This is a genomic window from Burkholderia sp. M6-3, from assembly GCF_050858985.1.
Classification (GTDB): Bacteria; Pseudomonadota; Gammaproteobacteria; order Burkholderiales; family Burkholderiaceae; genus Paraburkholderia; species Paraburkholderia caledonica.
In genome coordinates this window covers 1,605,970-1,621,734 of record NZ_CP110090.1, presented here as the reverse complement: position 1 = coordinate 1,621,734, position 15,765 = coordinate 1,605,970, and the positions used below count along the sequence as shown (strand labels likewise).

Annotated in this window: 12 protein-coding genes, 1 other RNA gene and 1 pseudogene; 7 read left to right on the top strand and 7 right to left on the bottom strand. The window is 63.1% G+C overall.

Features of this window, described 5'->3' with window-relative positions:
- Positions 1–3: 3 nt before the first annotated feature.
- From OH764_RS07065 to ffs, 7 genes are all read right to left on the bottom strand, one after another.
- Complete coding sequence (locus OH764_RS07065; RefSeq protein WP_498848520.1) at positions 4–816, bottom strand: ABC transporter ATP-binding protein; 813 nt, start codon at positions 814–816, stop codon at positions 4–6.
- A gap of 81 nt (positions 817–897) precedes the next feature.
- Complete coding sequence (locus OH764_RS07060; RefSeq protein ID WP_027778420.1) at positions 898–1,935, bottom strand: ABC transporter substrate-binding protein; 1,038 nt, start codon at positions 1,933–1,935, stop codon at positions 898–900.
- A gap of 71 nt (positions 1,936–2,006) precedes the next feature.
- Complete coding sequence (locus OH764_RS07055) at positions 2,007–3,257, bottom strand: CaiB/BaiF CoA transferase family protein (protein ID WP_498848519.1); 1,251 nt, start codon at positions 3,255–3,257, stop codon at positions 2,007–2,009.
- Between the two features lie 66 nt (positions 3,258–3,323).
- Complete coding sequence (recR, locus tag OH764_RS07050; protein WP_020065848.1) at positions 3,324–3,920, bottom strand: recombination mediator RecR; 597 nt, start codon at positions 3,918–3,920, stop codon at positions 3,324–3,326.
- Positions 3,921–4,223: 303 nt separating this feature from the next.
- Positions 4,224–4,550: a YbaB/EbfC family nucleoid-associated protein gene (locus OH764_RS07045; RefSeq protein WP_013588467.1), complete on the bottom strand. Its 327-nt coding sequence runs from the start codon at positions 4,548–4,550 to the stop codon at positions 4,224–4,226.
- A 78-nt stretch (positions 4,551–4,628) separates the two neighbouring features.
- Positions 4,629–7,379 (bottom strand): DNA polymerase III subunit gamma/tau, encoded by a 2,751-nt coding sequence (gene dnaX / locus OH764_RS07040; protein ID WP_498848518.1) that lies wholly within the window; start codon positions 7,377–7,379, stop codon positions 4,629–4,631.
- 303 nt (positions 7,380–7,682) lie between these two features.
- Positions 7,683–7,781, bottom strand: an RNA gene (gene ffs, locus OH764_RS07035) — signal recognition particle sRNA small type.
- Between the two features lie 440 nt (positions 7,782–8,221).
- On the opposite strand from ffs, the gene trxA reads away from it, so the two are divergent.
- From trxA to OH764_RS07000, 7 genes and pseudogenes are all read left to right on the top strand, one after another.
- On the top strand, positions 8,222–8,548 hold the full coding sequence (trxA, locus tag OH764_RS07030; RefSeq protein ID WP_006048864.1) for a thioredoxin TrxA: 327 nt from the start codon (positions 8,222–8,224) through the stop codon (positions 8,546–8,548).
- 236 nt (positions 8,549–8,784) lie between these two features.
- Positions 8,785–10,053 carry a transcription termination factor Rho gene (gene rho, locus OH764_RS07025; RefSeq protein ID WP_006048863.1) on the top strand — a complete coding sequence of 423 codons (1,269 nt, stop codon included), beginning with the start codon at positions 8,785–8,787 and terminating at the stop codon, positions 10,051–10,053.
- Between the two features lie 177 nt (positions 10,054–10,230).
- The gene (locus OH764_RS07020) at positions 10,231–10,839 is read left to right on the top strand and encodes a MerR family transcriptional regulator (RefSeq protein WP_498848517.1); all 609 of its coding nucleotides are present in this window, start codon (positions 10,231–10,233) and stop codon (positions 10,837–10,839) included.
- Positions 10,836–12,388 (top strand): annotated as a pseudogene (locus OH764_RS07015) (MFS transporter). The gene OH764_RS07020 and the pseudogene OH764_RS07015 overlap by 4 nt, the downstream one beginning before the upstream one ends.
- A gap of 15 nt (positions 12,389–12,403) precedes the next feature.
- Positions 12,404–13,240 carry a M90 family metallopeptidase gene (locus tag OH764_RS07010; protein ID WP_498848516.1) on the top strand — a complete coding sequence of 279 codons (837 nt, stop codon included), beginning with the start codon at positions 12,404–12,406 and terminating at the stop codon, positions 13,238–13,240.
- A gap of 168 nt (positions 13,241–13,408) precedes the next feature.
- Positions 13,409–13,675: a 50S ribosomal protein L31 gene (locus OH764_RS07005; protein ID WP_498848515.1), complete on the top strand. Its 267-nt coding sequence runs from the start codon at positions 13,409–13,411 to the stop codon at positions 13,673–13,675.
- A 330-nt stretch (positions 13,676–14,005) separates the two neighbouring features.
- Positions 14,006–15,763: an ArnT family glycosyltransferase gene (locus OH764_RS07000; protein ID WP_498848514.1), complete on the top strand. Its 1,758-nt coding sequence runs from the start codon at positions 14,006–14,008 to the stop codon at positions 15,761–15,763.
- Positions 15,764–15,765 lie beyond the last annotated feature (2 nt).

The following is a 15,765-nucleotide window of genomic DNA, read 5'->3' as shown; positions in this document are numbered from 1 at the left end:
TCATTAGACGGCGCTCAGTTGTTGCTGATAGCCCTTGAGCACCTCGTCGCGCAGCACGCTCCAGATCTGCGCGTGCAATTCGACGAAGCGCGGATGCGAGCGGATTTCCGCGACGTCGCGCGGACGCGGCAAGTCGATCGTGAATTCACCGATGGGATGCGTGCCTGGCCCCGCCGACAGAACGACCACGCGGTCGGACATCGCGATCGCCTCGTCGAGATCGTGCGTGATGAAGAGCACTGCCTTGCGTTTGGCCGCCCACAGCTCGAGCAACTCGTTTTCCATCAGCTGACGCGTCTGGATATCGAGCGCCGAAAACGGTTCGTCCATCAGGATGATGTCCGGGTCGAGAATCAGCGTCTGCGCCATCGCCACGCGCTTGCGCATGCCGCCCGACAACTGGTGCGGATAACGGTCGCCGAAGCCGCCGAGGCCCACGCGCTTGAGCCACTCGTCCGCCTTCTCACGCGCCTCGGCTTGCGGCACGCCGTGAAATGCGAGGCCCGCGAGCACGTTGTCGATCGCCGAGCGCCACGGCATCAATGCATCGGCCTGGAACATGTAACCCGCGCGCCGGTTGATGCCCTTCAACGGCTCGCCGAACACGCTGACCGTGCCCGACGACGGCCCAAGCAAACCGGCGCCGACGTTCAGCAACGTGGATTTACCGCAGCCGGTCGGGCCCACCACGGAGACGAACTCGCCCGGCGCGATTCTCAACGTGGTGTCCTTGACCGCCGTGTAGCGTTGCGCGCGGCTGTCGCGCGCAGCGAACGTGCAAGTGATGTTTTCGAGCGCCAGGGCTGCAACGGTCATCGTTCGACTCTGTTCGTGGATCGGTTCGGAATGGGGCGTCACGCGCCGAGCGCGACGTGACGTAGTGCCAGGAGGACGACCTTAGGCCTTCACCGTAGTCAGCGCTTTCTTGACAAAGTCGTTCGTCCACGTCTTCGATACGTCGATCGGCTTGCCCTGCACCGCCGGATCGAACGCCTGCAAGGTCTTGAGCGACGTCGCAGGGCCATCGGCCGGCATCAGGCCATCGGGCGACATCGCTTCCTTCACGTGCTGCCACGCGTCCAGATAGACCGCGCGATCTCCGAGCAGATACCCTTCGGGCACCGTGTTGATGAGTTCTGTGCCGGTCGCGGTCTGCAGCCACTTGAGCGCGCGCACCATCGCGTTGGTCAGCGCCTGCGTAGTGTTCGGATTCTTCGTGATGAAACTCTGCGATGCGTACAGGCACCCTGCCGGCATGTCGCCACCGAACACGCTGCGCGTGTCGGCGAGCGTGCGCGTATCCGAGACGATGCGGATTTCGCCGGTACGTTCGAGTTTGGTCATGACGGGGTCGAGATTGGCGAGCGCGTCGATCTGCCCGGACTGCAGCGCCGCGATTGCGCCGGCGCCCGCGCCGACGCCGATGAATGCAACGTCTTTCGCGGTCAGCCCACCCTTGGCCAGCACGAAGCTCGCCATGATCGAAGTCGACGAGCCCGGTGCCGTCACGCCGATCTTCTTGCCCTTCAGATCGGCGATCGACTTGTAGTTCGGCATGGTCTTCTTCGACACCGCGAGCACGATCTGCGGCGCGCGTCCCTGCAATACGAACTCGCGAAACGACTGCTTCTGCGCCTGCAGCAGCAACGTGTGTTCGAACGCGCCGGAGACGACATCCGCGCTGCCGCCCACCGCCGCCTTCAACGCTTGCGAGCCGCCGGCGAAGTCGGAAATCTCGACGTCGAGTCCTTCGTCCTTGAAGTAATTGCGGCGCTCGGCGATCGTGAGCGGCAAATAGTAGAAGAGGTTTTTTCCGCCGACAGCAATGGCCACTTTCGTGGTTTCCAGTTTGCTCTGTGCGAAAGCGAGCGGCGTAGCCGTCAGTGTGGCGCCGGCAAGTGCGGCAGTACCGGCGAGGAAGCTTCTGCGATGCATGTTTGTTGTCTCCAAGGCTCTTGCAAAATCTGGTCTTGCGATTTTATTTGTTCGGCCGCAGCGGGCGTGGCTCACACAATTTGTTGCGCGTGCAACCTTGCGATGTGGTCTGCATCATAACCTAGCGATTGCAGGACTTCATCGGTATGTTCACCCAGTTCGGGCCCGAGCCAGCGCGTCTCGCCGGGCGTCTCCGAGAGCTTCGGCGTGACTGCCGGCAGCGTGATCTCGCGGCCGTCCTGCCACTTGAAGCGCTGGATCATCTGGCGCGCCATGTACTGCGGATCGGTGAACATGTCAGCCACGCTATAGATGCGGCCCACCGGCACGTCTGCTGCGTTGAGCACCGCGAGCGCTTCGTCGATGGTGCGTGTGGCGAGCCACGCGGCAATCGCAGCGTCGATTTCCTGCGTGCGCGGCACGCGGCCGTCGTTATGCGCGAGAGCGGGATCGTTCGCGAGGTCTTCGCGTTCGATCGCGATCATCAGGCGCCTGAAGATCGGATCGCTATTGCCGCCGATCACGATGCTGCCGTCGCGGCAAGGATAGGTATTAGACGGCACGATGCCCGGCAGCGACGCGCCGGTGCGCTCACGCACCATGCCGTAGACGCCGTATTCGGGCACGACGCTTTCCATCATGTTGAAGACGGCCTCGTACAGCGCGACGTCGACGACCTGCCCCTTGCCGCCGTTCACCTGCTTGTGATGCAGCGCCATCAGCGCGCCGATCACACCGTGCAGCGCCGCAATCGAATCGCCGATCGAGATGCCGATGCGCGGCGGCGGCAAATCCGGATAGCCGGTGATATGTCGCAAGCCGCCCATCGACTCCGCGATCGCGCCGAAGCCGGGCCGGTCGCGATACGGTCCGCTCTGGCCGTAGCCGGACAGGCGCACCATCACGAGCCCGGGGTTTTCCGCCGACAGCACGTCATAACCGAGCCCAAGTTTCTCGAGCAGGCCAGGCCGGAAATTTTCGACGACGATATCCGCTTCGCGCGCGAGACGGCGCACGATCTCCTTGCCCTCCTCGGCCTTCAGATTGATCGTCACGGATTTCTTGTTGCGCGCCTGCACGGCCCACCACAACGACGTGCCGCCGACTTCCGGATACAGCTTGCGCCATTTGCGCAGCGGATCGCCGCCCTTGGGGTCTTCGATCTTGATCACGTCCGCGCCGAACTCGCCGAGAAAGCGGGCGGCAAACGGCCCCGCGATCAGCGTGCCGAGCTCCAGCACCTTCACGCCGGCAAGCGGACCGGGTTGGCCTTGCGGCGCCTCTTTCGCCTCGCTGGCGCCTGACTCGGGAGTTGCGCTCATAGTCTCCTTCTTTCTGTTCTGTATTTGTGGCGGCGACGCCGCTCGCGCAATTGCGGCGCGGTGTCGCTACATCGACCGGCGATCGAGCATCGCGCGGGCAATCGTGCCGGCGTCGACGTATTCGAGTTCGCCGCCTACCGGCACGCCGCGCGCGAGGCGCGTGACGGAAAGGCCGCGCGCCTTGAGCGTCTGCCCGAGGTAATGCGCGGTCGCCTCGCCTTCGTTAGTGAAATTGGTCGCCAGCACGACTTCTTTGACGACGCCGTCCGACGCTCGCCTGACCAGTCGGTCGAAATGTATCTCCTTCGGGCCGATACCGTCGAGCGGACTCAGACGGCCCATCAGCACGAAGTACAGACCGCGGTACGTCATGGTCTGTTCGAGCATGATCTGGTCGGCAGGCGTTTCGACGACGCACAGCAGCGTCGGATCGCGCTCCGGGTCCAGACACACTTCGCAGATCTGCGCTTCGGTGAAGGTGTTGCACTTCTCGCAGTGCTGCAGATGCTCGGTCGCGAACAGCAACGCGCGACCCAGCTTTTCCGCGCCGTCGCGATCGTGCTGCATCAGGTGATACGCCATGCGTTGCGCGGACTTTGGCCCGACGCCGGGCAGCGCGCGCAGCGCTTCGACGAGCGCCGACAAGGCGGAAGGTTGTTTCATGCGAATCGGCGTCGAGGTGGTTTGCCAGGGCAGACGGGTTTGTCATGCGGTTCGGCGTGTAGCGGTTCTTCAGATGCTGTCATGCTTTGCCGGCCTGCGGATGGATCGCGCAAGCGGGGTTGAGTCTCATAGCCGGCGCTGGTCCAGGCGGCCTCCAGAGGGCGCGCCCGAGCGGTGCGCAACGGCCGGCTCGATCGGAGGCGAAGCGGGTGATTGCGACGCGCAGCCGTCAAATGCGGCGCCCGTCGCTCACACGCGGCGTTCGCTCACCGTTCGCGCCCGCTCCGTCTTGCAGCGTCGCTTTTAGAACGGCAGCTTGAAGCCCGGCGGCAGCGGCAGGCCCGAGGTCATGCCGCCCATTTTTTCCTGAGCGGTGGCTTCGGCCTTGCGCACGGCGTCGTTGAACGCAGCGGCGACGAGGTCTTCCAACATGTCCTTGTCGTCAGCGAGCAGGCTCGGATCGATCGACACGCGGCGCACGTCGTTCTTGCAGGTCATCGTGATCTTCACGAGACCGGCGCCCGACTGCCCCTCGACTTCGATCTGAGCGAGCTGCTCCTGCATCTTCTTCATGTTTTCCTGCATCTGCTGGGCTTGTTTCATCAGCCCTGCGAGTTGACCTTTCATCATGGAAATGCTCCTTCTTGATAGCGTGAAATTCGAAAATCGCGCGCGCCCCAGTGTGTTCCGGCGTGATCGCGCAGCGAATCAGTGAACCGAGGAAGCGCCGTTCGGGCCGGCGTCCGGATTAATCGAACTAATCGGGCGGATCGAGCCCGGCACGATGCTCGCGCCGAACTCGCGGATCAGCGACTGCACGAACGGATCGGCGCCGATTTCGCGCTCCGCTTCCTGCTGACGTTGCGCCCGCATGGCGGCGTCGTGAGCGGCTGCCGTGCGGCGCGCCGGGCCGACTTCGACCTGCACGTCGACATGCTGGCCCAGTTTTTCGGCCAGCGCGCTCTTCAGTTTCGCAACCTGCGAAGCTTCCGCGTACTGGGGCACGGGCACGTTCAGTTTCAGGGTATTGCCTTCGAGCGCCATCAGTTCGCTGTTAAACGCGAGCTGATACGAAATGCCCTTGAGCGGCAGGTCGACGGCGAGCGCAGGCCAGTCGCCTTTGAACCCGAGCGGATCGAGCGGCACGGCGGGAGGCAGCGGACGCTTATCGACGACCGGCGTCGACGCGGGCGCCGGCGCGCTCACGCGGACGTCGTCAGGCCCGCTGTCGAACACGGGCATGTAGTTGTCGTCGGGCGGCCCGTAGTAGCCGTCGTCCGATGCCGACAGCGGCACATAGTCGTCGGGCGGCACGTCGTCCCACGGAGGCACCGCCGAGCCGTTCGGCTGCGACTCTTTGCGCGCCGCCGATTGCGCCGGCGCCGCCGCTGCTGCTGACGCGCGGGCGCCCGACGCGGACTCCGGCTGTGCCGCGCCACGCGGCGCGCCGGGCGTTGGCACGGGAACCACCACGCGCGGCGCGGCCGGCTTCGGCGCGGCCGGCTTCGGCGCGGCCGGACTCGCGTTGGCGGACGCCGCAGGCTTCGGGGTCGACGCAGCGTTCGCGCGGCCACGGTCGGATGACACCTTCAGGCCAGCGCTGCGCAAAACGTCGAGCGCGGCGCTCGCGCCGCCCGCACGGCGCGGCGGTGCGTCGGGCAGCGTCGCAGGCGCGGGTTGGGCCGCTTCATTCGAATCCGCCGCGGTCGCGGCTTCGCTCGCGCGCGCGAAGGCGGCAGCAGCCGGTGCGCTGACCGTGACGGGCGGCGTGTTTTCCAAAGACGCTGTTTCCGCCGACGTGGATTCCGATGCGTGCGCAGCGGGCGTATTCGCTGATGCGGGCGTCGGCGCGGGTTCGGCGGGCACTGAAGCGGACGCGGACGCTGCGTCGACAGCACTCGGGGCGGTCGCCTGGTTCGCGGCAGACGCAGCGGGCTCATCGTCCCATGGAGCCAGCGCACGCGCTGTCGTACGTTCCGAAGCGGCGGACGTTCCCGCGGCCGGCGCGGGCACATCGACGCGCGCAGACGTAGGGGGAGTATTCGCTTCGTTCGGGATCGGGACCGGCTCTTGAGCCGTGTGTTGAGCGACGTCGCGGGAGGCTGACACAGCTTGTGTGCTTCTCGCGACGTCCTGCCTCTGACCGGCGCTTGCAGGCGCACCTCCGGCAGCCCCGGCAACGGGTCCCGGCTCACGAGCCGGCTCAGCCGGGGAAACCGCGCCGCGCGGGCCCGTCGCCAGCCGCACGGGCGGCGCAGCATCAGCCGCCGACAAACCCGCCGCCGCTACCGCGGGCGTCCCCACCCGCTTTCCTCCGCTCGCGCCTGTCTGACCAGCCTGCCGACCAGGTCCAGCAGCTCCGCCGCCGCCCGTTGGAGCAGGCTCGAACGCGAGCATGCGCAGCAGAGTCATCGTGAAACCGGCGTATTCGTCGGGCGCGAGACCGAGCTCGCTCCGGCCGATCGTCGCAATCTGATAGAACAGCTGCACCTGTTCGGCGCTGAGCGTCTCGGCAAAGCGGCGCAGGTCGGCCGCCTCCGGCCACTCGTCCAGTACCGACGACGGTGCAAACTGAGCCCAAGCGATGCGATGCAACAGGCTCGCGAGATCCTGCAACGCGCTCGAGAACGACAGACTGCGCAGCGCCATTTCGTCGGCAACCGACAGCACAGCCGCGCCGTCACCTTCGGCGAGCGCATCGAGCAGCCGGATCAGGTAGCTTTGATCGAGCGCGCCGAGCATGCCTCGCACGGCCTCTTCATTCACCTGATTAGCCGAATACGCGATAGCCTGGTCGGTCAGCGAAAGCGCGTCGCGCATCGAACCGTCGGCAGCGCGCGCGAGCAGGCGCAACGCCTGGGCCTCGTACGGCACATTTTCTTCGCCCAGAATGTGTTCGAGGTGCGAGACGATGTGGCCGGCCGGCATCTGCTTCAGATTGAATTGCAGACAACGCGATAGCACCGTGACCGGAATTTTCTGCGGATCGGTGGTAGCGAGAATGAACTTCACGTGCGGCGGCGGCTCTTCCAGCGTCTTCAACATTGCGTTGAAGGCGTGGTTCGTGAGCATGTGCACTTCGTCGATCATGTAGACCTTGAAACGTGCATCGACCGGCGCGTACACCGCGCGCTCCAGCAACGCCGCCATTTCGTCGACGCCGCGATTACTCGCCGCGTCCATCTCGACGTAATCGACAAAGCGCCCTTCGTCGATTTCACGGCAGGCCCGGCAGACTCCGCACGGCGTGGAAGTCACGCCCGTTTCGCAGTTCAGCGCTTTGGCGAAGATACGTGACAGCGTCGTCTTGCCGACGCCACGCGTGCCGGTAAAAAGATACGCGTGATGTAGACGGCCGCCGTCGAGCGCGTGCGTGAGCGCGCGCACCACGTGCTCCTGTCCGACGAGCGACGCGAAATCTTTCGGCCGCCATTTGCGTGCGAGAACTTGATAGGTCATCGGGAAATTGTATCAGTAACAATGCCGTGCAAAACCGATTCGCGACCCGGCGCCAACGCGCGTGGCCGCCAGATTGAACTGCGCGATTGAAAGCGGCTAATGGAGCGATAGAAAAATATATTGGCGACAGCGCCGAGCGTCGTTGCACATCGTCCGCGCGACGTGCACAGCCGTATGGTTGAAGGCGCGGAGCGAATGGGCATACGTGCAGCGCGAAAAACAGCACATAAGTAACCGGCATCTGGAACAGACGCGGTCAAAGCGAGCGCAAGGGGAGAAAAACAGAACGAACAGAAAGAGGAAGGTGACGAGCCTGACCCTCGGCACTGGTGGAAAACGGCTGTGGCTGCTTCGTTCCCGACCTGACCAGGTTGACCATCCCTCCATGCGAGGAGGCCCGTCACGAAACATTCTATCACCGCCTGGCTCTTCGCGCGACTGTTAATGCAATCAAAGCGACGATCAAAGCGCAAATCGCGCATCGAGCCGCCGCCGTTCCCGTCTCGCCACACGGCTTGCGCCGCGTACTTGAGTTTCATCGCCGGACCTCCACATAGGCTACGTATTGGTTGATGAAACACGATGGCACTTCATCGGCAGCCGTCGGCCCCACTGCCCCTGATGAGTACTATCGCCCCCGGCAACGCATAGCGAATTAAGCTAAACTGCCGTACGGATGACCCGCAAGCGCGAGCCTTCCGCCCACGCCGACCGGTCTCCGACTTTTCGCGCGCAGGCGGTGGGGTTCGGAGTGCGGCTAAGCGAACGGAAGTTTCCCTAGGTTTTGACGTATCGTGGCGAGCAATTCAGGCGGGCCTCGAACCGATAGAGGTATTCATACAATGAGCGAACAAATCAAGCATATTAGCGACGCATCGTTCGAACAGGACGTCGTGAAATCCGATAAACCCGTGCTGCTCGACTTCTGGGCTGAATGGTGCGGTCCGTGCAAGATGATCGCGCCGATCCTCGACGAAGTCGCGAAGGATTACGCCGATCGCCTGCAAATCGCGAAGATCAACGTCGACGAACATCAGTCGACGCCGGTCAAGTTCGGCGTGCGCGGCATCCCCACGCTGATCCTGTTCAAGAACGGCGCTGTCGCTGCACAGAAGGTCGGCGCATTGTCGAAGTCGCAACTCACCGCGTTCCTCGACGGTAACCTGTAAAACGGTCGCGCGGGCGCGCCGCGAGGTCTACCGGACCCGCGCGCGCCTCGTCTGTCCTGTTGTGGGGCGGCAACGTTTCCTACAAGAAAGATGCCGTAGCGCCCCACTGGCGGAAACTGGCGTGTGCTATGCTAGAATCCGCAAAACGTCGAAAAGACGTGTAAGTCCTTGAGCGGTTCCGCTCACTTCTCCTCCCAGATTCCATTTCGTCGCACCTTCTCCTGCGGGTTCTCCGTATGCATTTATCCGAGCTTAAGACTCTGCACGTGTCCGAATTGATCGAGATGGCCAATGGCCTCGAGATCGAAAGTGCGAACCGCCTGCGCAAGCAGGAATTGATGTTCGCCATTCTAAAAAAACGAGCCAAAACTGGCGACACGATCTTCGGCGACGGCACGCTTGAAGTGCTGCCGGACGGCTTCGGCTTCCTGCGGTCGCCGGAAACGTCCTATCTCGCCAGCACGGATGACATTTACATCAGCCCGTCGCAAATCCGCCGCTTCAACCTGCATACGGGCGACACGATCGAAGGTGAAGTGCGTACGCCGAAAGACGGCGAGCGCTATTTCGCGCTGGTGAAGGTCGACAAGGTCAACGGCCAGCCGCCGGAGGCGTCGAAGCACAAGATCATGTTCGAAAACCTGACGCCGCTGCACCCGAACAAGGTGCTGCTGCTCGAACGTGAAATGCGCGGTGAAGAGAACGTCACCGGCCGCATCATCGACATGATCGCGCCGATCGGCAAAGGCCAGCGCGGCTTACTGGTTGCGTCGCCCAAGTCCGGCAAGACCGTGATGCTTCAGCACATCGCGCACGCCATCAAGCAGAACCATCCCGACGTCGTACTGTTCGTGCTGCTGATCGACGAGCGTCCTGAAGAAGTGACGGAAATGCAGCGTTCGGTGGCCGGCGAAGTGATCGCCTCCACGTTCGACGAACCCGCCGCGCGTCACGTGCAGGTCGCCGAAATGGTGATCGAAAAAGCCAAGCGCCTCGTCGAAATGAAGAACGACGTGGTCATTCTGCTCGACTCGATTACGCGTCTCGCGCGTGCGTACAACACGGTCGTGCCGGCTTCGGGCAAGGTGCTCACAGGCGGCGTGGATGCCAACGCATTGCAACGCCCGAAGCGCTTCTTCGGCGCGGCGCGCAATATCGAAGAAGGCGGCTCGCTCACCATCATCGGCACGGCGCTGATCGAAACCGGCAGCCGCATGGACGATGTGATTTACGAAGAATTCAAGGGCACCGGCAACATGGAAGTGCACCTCGAGCGCCGTCTTGCAGAAAAGCGCGTGTACCCGTCGATCAATTTGAACAAGTCCGGCACGCGTCGCGAAGAATTGCTGATCAAGCCCGAAGTGCTGCAAAAAATCTGGGTGTTGCGCAAGTTCATTCACGACATGGACGAAGTCGAGTCCATGGAATTCCTGCTCGACAAAATTCGCCAGACGAAGAGCAACTCCGAGTTCTTCGACATGATGCGCCGTGGCGGCGGCAGTTAAAAGCTGCGCCTGCGCACCGCATGAGAAAACCGCTCGTCACCGACGAGCGGTTTTTTTTCGCCCAGCAACTCTGCAATAGCGCGGCTTCGACTCGAGCAATTCAGCCCTACGCTCCAACCTATACGTGAACGTACACGTTGGAGTAAAATCTGACGACGTTTCTGTCAGGCCATGCTCATGTCGAACGACTCACCCGCCCTGCTTACCGTCCGTGACGCGGCCGAGCGCCTCGGCGTCACGCCTCGCACGTTGAAATACTATGAGGAGCGTGGGCTTGTATCGCCCGCACGCAGCGAAGGCCGCTACCGTCTTTACGACGACAACGACTTACAGCGATTCGGGCGCATCCTGCGTTTGCGTTCGTTGGGTTTCTCGCTGCACGGCATTACTGAAATGCTCAAACGGCCGCTCGAACCGGTCGGGGGCGGACACCGGTTCTCAACGGAATCCCTGCAACAGATTCACGGCGCGATCGCTGGACAGGTGGACGCACTCGACGCACGCATTCAAGCCATGCGCCGGGAGCTCAGGGAAGCGCAGAAGCTGCGCGACGAATTGAGTCCGGACCTCGATTATCTGAAGCGCCGTCTAGCGGGCGAAAACGCGGACGCCCTGCTCGAACAACGCCGCAACGCGCTGTCGAAAGGCGCAGAAGCTTCGAAGACCGCCAAAGGCCGTGAAGACCCTCAAGCGCTTAAGACCGTCAAACGCAAGGAAGCCGGCACAAGACCCGCTGCGAAGCGCGGGAACAAAACGCGTGCGTCGACTGCGCGCGAGCGGTCATGAGCACAGCATGGCCTCGCACCCGGTGGCCCGGCGTGGACAAACTGCGTGGCGATGTGTTCCCTTGGGTGCTCGCGGTCGTCACGGGTCTCGACTATTTCGACAACTCGATTTTTTCGTTTTTCGCGAGTTATATCGCCGGCGGCGTGAACGCGTCGCCGGACGAACTCGTGTGGGCTTCGAGCGCCTACGCGGTGGCTGCAGTACTGGGCATCCTGCAGCAGGAATGGTGGGTCGAGCGCTTCGGATACCGGCGCTATGTCGCCGGTTGCATGCTCTTCTACGCGGTGGGTGCCGTAGCGGCCGCGCTGTGCGAATCGTCGGTCGAACTGGCGTTCGCGCGCGGCTTTCAGGGCTACTTCATCGGCCCGATGATGGGCACATGCCGCATTCTGATCCAGATGAGTTTCACGCCCAAACAACGCCCCGCTGCAACCCGGGCGTTCCTGATCCTGATCGTGCTGAGCAGCGCGCTCGCGTCGTTGATCGGTGGCCAGCTGGTTTCGTACTTCGGCTGGCGCGCACTCTTCGCCTGCACCGCGCCCGTCGGCGTGCTGTTCATGGTTCTCGCCGTGCTAGCACTGCCCGACGCGGGCAACTGTCTGCCCGAGGAGCGCGGTTCAGCACACTTCTGGCCTTACATCGTGTTTGCCTTTGCGCAAGGCGCACTGCAAATCGTCATGCAGCAAGTGCGCTTCCAGTTGTTCAGCGCATCGCCCGGTCTGATCCTGCTCACACTCGCCGGCATCGTCGCGCTCGGCTGGTTCGCATATCACCAATGGCATCACCCCGCGCCGCTCATGCGCCTGCACGCATTGCGCGAGAAGGTGTTCCAGGTCGGTCTCGTGTACATGTTCTATTACTATCTGTCGACCGCGTTTAGCTATCTGATTTCGCGTTTGCTCGAAAGCGGTCTCGGCTACCCGATAGAGAACGCCGGGCAACTCGTCGGCGTCACGTCGCTGATTCCGCGAGCGCGCTCTTCATCTACCTGCGCTTCGCAAAACTTCTGACGCGCAAGAAGTGGATCATCGTGCCGGGCTTCGCCATCGCCGCGCTCACGGCCGCGTGGATGACCCGCATGTCGCCGTCCGTCGGCGAAGCGGCGCTGGTGGGGCCGCTTCTGTTGCGCGGCCTGCTGTTGCTGTTCATCGTGCTGCCGGTCGCGAATCTGACCTTCAGGATCTTCGCGATCGAGGAATTCACGCACGGTTACCGGTTGAAAAACATCGTGCGGCAACTCACGATCTCCTTCGCCACCGCGTCGGTGATCATCGTCGAGCAGCATCGGCAGGCGATACATCAGGCCCGACTCGTGGAGTTCGTGAATCCGTACAATCCATTGTTTCAGGACTCGCTTGCCGCGCTCACGCGCACTTTGTCCGCCGCCGGACGTTCGTCGTCGGACGCGCATTCCCTTGCGCTCGTGGAGATCAGCCGGTCGGTGGCGCGGCAGGCCAGTTTTCTGACCTCGCTCGACGGCTTTTACTTTCTGATCGGCATCGCGATTTGCGGCGGTATTTTTGCCGCGTGGCAAAAACAGATCGACTAACGGTTTCATCGGCCCATGCTTTCGAAACTCACCCAATGGCTCGGCGCCCGCCGGCGCGAGCGCGCGCTGCGCGACTACGCAATCGGCGATGCCCTGTGGCAGGCCACGCTCGACGGTTTGCCGTTCCTCGCGCATCTGGATGCCCCGGATCTCGCGCGCCTGCGCGAGATGAGCAGCCTTTTCATCGCACAAAAGGAGTTCTCGACCGCGCATGAGCTCGAGTTGACCGACGCAATGACCGTCGCCATTGCAGCCCAGGCGTGCTTGCCTGTGCTGAATCTGAGCCTCGATCTTTATCGCGGATGGGTCGGCGTGATCGTGTATCCGGGCGAATTCGTGATCCGCAAGACCGTCGAGGACGAAGACGGCGTCGTTCACGAGGTCGAGCACGACGCGAGCGGCGAAGCGTGGGAAGGCGGCCCCGTCGTCCTGTCGTGGGAAGACGCGCAGATGACGGACGGCGCGGATGCATACAACGTGGTGATTCACGAGTTCGCGCACAAGATCGACATGCTCAACGGCGAAGCGGACGGCCATCCGCCGCTCGTGCGCCGTTGGCACGCGCCACTCGACTCCCAAGCCTGGGCGGACGTGTTCGACGCCGCCTACGATCAGTTCTGCGCCCGCGTCGACGCCGTGCCGCAGCGCCGCTGGACGCGCTTCGAGCGCGAATCGCTGATCGATCCCTACGCCGCGGATCATCCATCGGAATTTTTCGCGGTGTGCAGCGAGGCGCTTTTCGTCAAGCCACAAGCTTTCGAAGCGGAGTATCCGGAGCTATATCGGCTTCTCGCCCGATATTATCGTCAGGACCCGGCGCGAATCGGCCTGACGTTCGCGCCGCCGCAATAGTCGATTTACTGGCAAAACGCCGCAAAACACCTGATGGAATTCGTCAAGCGACTGATTTTCTGGCATAATCGCCATTTTTCGACCACAGGCAAGTGGCTCGCGCCTAGATGCAGTCCGCGCACAAGCGGCCGCACGCGGGTTGGCTACCGCCAGATTAAAGGAAAGATCATGAAAGAAGGCATTCACCCGAATTACCGCGAAGTCCTGTTCGTCGACATGTCGAACGACTTCAAGTTTGTGACGCGCTCGACCATCCAGACGCGTGAAACCGCCGAATTCAACGGCCAGACCTACCCGCTCGCCAAGATCGAAGTGTCGTCGGAATCGCATCCGTTCTACACCGGTCAGCAAAAGATCATGGACACGGCAGGCCGCGTCGAGAAGTTCAACAAGAAGTTCGGTTCGCGCGCTACCGGCAAGGCAGCAGCGAAGTAATACCCGCCGCTTTGGCTGGCTGGGCAGAATCAGGCCGATTTGGCCACTTTCTCCCGGCAGCGAAGCAGCAAAAAGAAGGGCAGCGCGAGCTGCCCTTTTTTGTCGCCTGCGCGCAACTTGAGAGCCGGTGCCAACGTGGCCAAGCGGTCGAGCCGCCGTACACGTGGACAGCCGGCTCGGTGTAACGGCACGCTCGAAGCCGTTGCAGCCCATTACCGGCCGTGACGCGCACAGTGGCTCCCGACTACAATGCCGGATGCTCCAATAAGGCCATGCCAGCCGGACCGGCCGTCCAGTGGCGGCTTTCGCTTATTAAATATCCCAAACCGCATGAGACCTGTCGTTCGCCTCACTGCTTCCGCGACCAGTGCGCTCCCGCGCTGGCTGCTGTTGACTATCTGTATCGTCTACGCGTCGTTCGGGCTTTTCGGCCGCGATCCGTGGAAGAACGAGGACGCAGCCGGCTTCGGCGTGATGTGGACCATGGCGAACGGCAGTGCGCATGACTGGCTCCTGCCGAATCTGGTCGGCAAGTACCTGACCGAAGACGGGCCGCTTGGCTACTGGCTCGGCGCCAGTGCCATCCGCGTGTTCGCGCCGTGGGTCGACGCGAGCAATGCGTCCCGAGTCGTTACCGGGTTGCTTTTTTGCGCGGGCTGCGCTTTTGTCTGGTACGCCGCCTACCTGCTCGGCCGGCGCGCCGAAGTCCAGCCGTTCAAGTACGCGTTCGGCGGCGAGCCGGAACCTCGCGACTACGGTCGCACGCTCGCCGACGGCGCACTACTGATCCTGCTCGCCTGCTTCGGCCTCGCCGAGCGCGGCCACGAAACCACGCCGCAGTTGGTGCAGTTCGTGTGTATCGCGATGCTCGTCTACGGCCTCGTGCGAATGATCGACAAGCCGATTCAGGGCGCGGCGATCTGGGGCCTGGCGATCGGCTTGGTCACGCTCGCGAGCAGCCCAGTGCTGGTCGGCGCGCTTCTGCTGGGCACGCTCGCCATGACGTTGATCGTCCGCGAGACGCGCTCGCGCTGGCTGCTGCTCGCGGGTCTGCCGATCGCGCTGGCGCTCTCGGTCGCGTGGCCGATCGCCGCGCTCTGGGCCTTTCCCGTCGACGCCGTCTGGTATCTGAACCAGTGGGTGCACGTCAGCCTGAGTTCGTTCGCCGGCCCGCCCGGCTCGGTCGCGGCTTACGCGCTGAAAAATCTGCCGCTCTTCACATGGCCCGCATGGCCTCTCGCGCTATGGGCATGGTTCAGCTGGTCGGGTCTGCGCCGCGCGCCGCACGTCGCGATCCCGCTTTCGGTGATCGGGCCGCTGCTCGTGCTCGTCGTATTGCAGAGCCATCAGTCGAACCGGCTTTATATGTTGCTGCTGCCCGCGCTCGCAGTGCTGGCCACCTTTGCGCTGCCGACGCTCAAACGCGGCGCCATCAACGCCATCGACTGGTTCGCATTGCTCAGTTTCACGATCCTCGGCAGCTTCGTCTGGCTCGTGTACGTGGCCGGGCTGACCGGCTTCCCGCATCCGCTCGCGCGCAACCTCGCGCGTCTCGCGCCGGGCTTCGCGCCGCAGTTCAAAATACTCTCGTTCGTCTGCGCGGTTGCGGTGACGATTTGCTGGTTCGTGCTCGTGCAATGGCGTCTCGCGCGCCATCCGAAGGTGCTATGGCGCAGCGTCGTGCTCTCGAGCGCCGGCACGACGCTCATGTGGGTACTACTGATGACCTTGTGGCTGCCGGTCGTCAACTACAGCCGGACTTACAAGGACGTCGCCGAACAGATCGCGAGTCACTTGCCTGAGGACTACACCTGCATATCGCCGGTGCGCCTCGGCAATGCGCAAATTGCGACCTTCGCGTATTTCGGCGACATGCACTTCTCGTTCAATCAGGATTGCGACGTCATTCTGCGCCAGGACACGCAAGACTTCGGCGAGCCTAGCGCGATGTCCGACTTCGTGTGGAAGCTGGTGTGGGAAGGCCGCCGCGTGGCCGACCGCGACGAACGTTTTCGCTTGTATGTGCGCATCGACCGTCCGAAGCCGCCAGTCGTGAAACGGCGCAGCTGGCACAAGAAGCCTGGCTGACC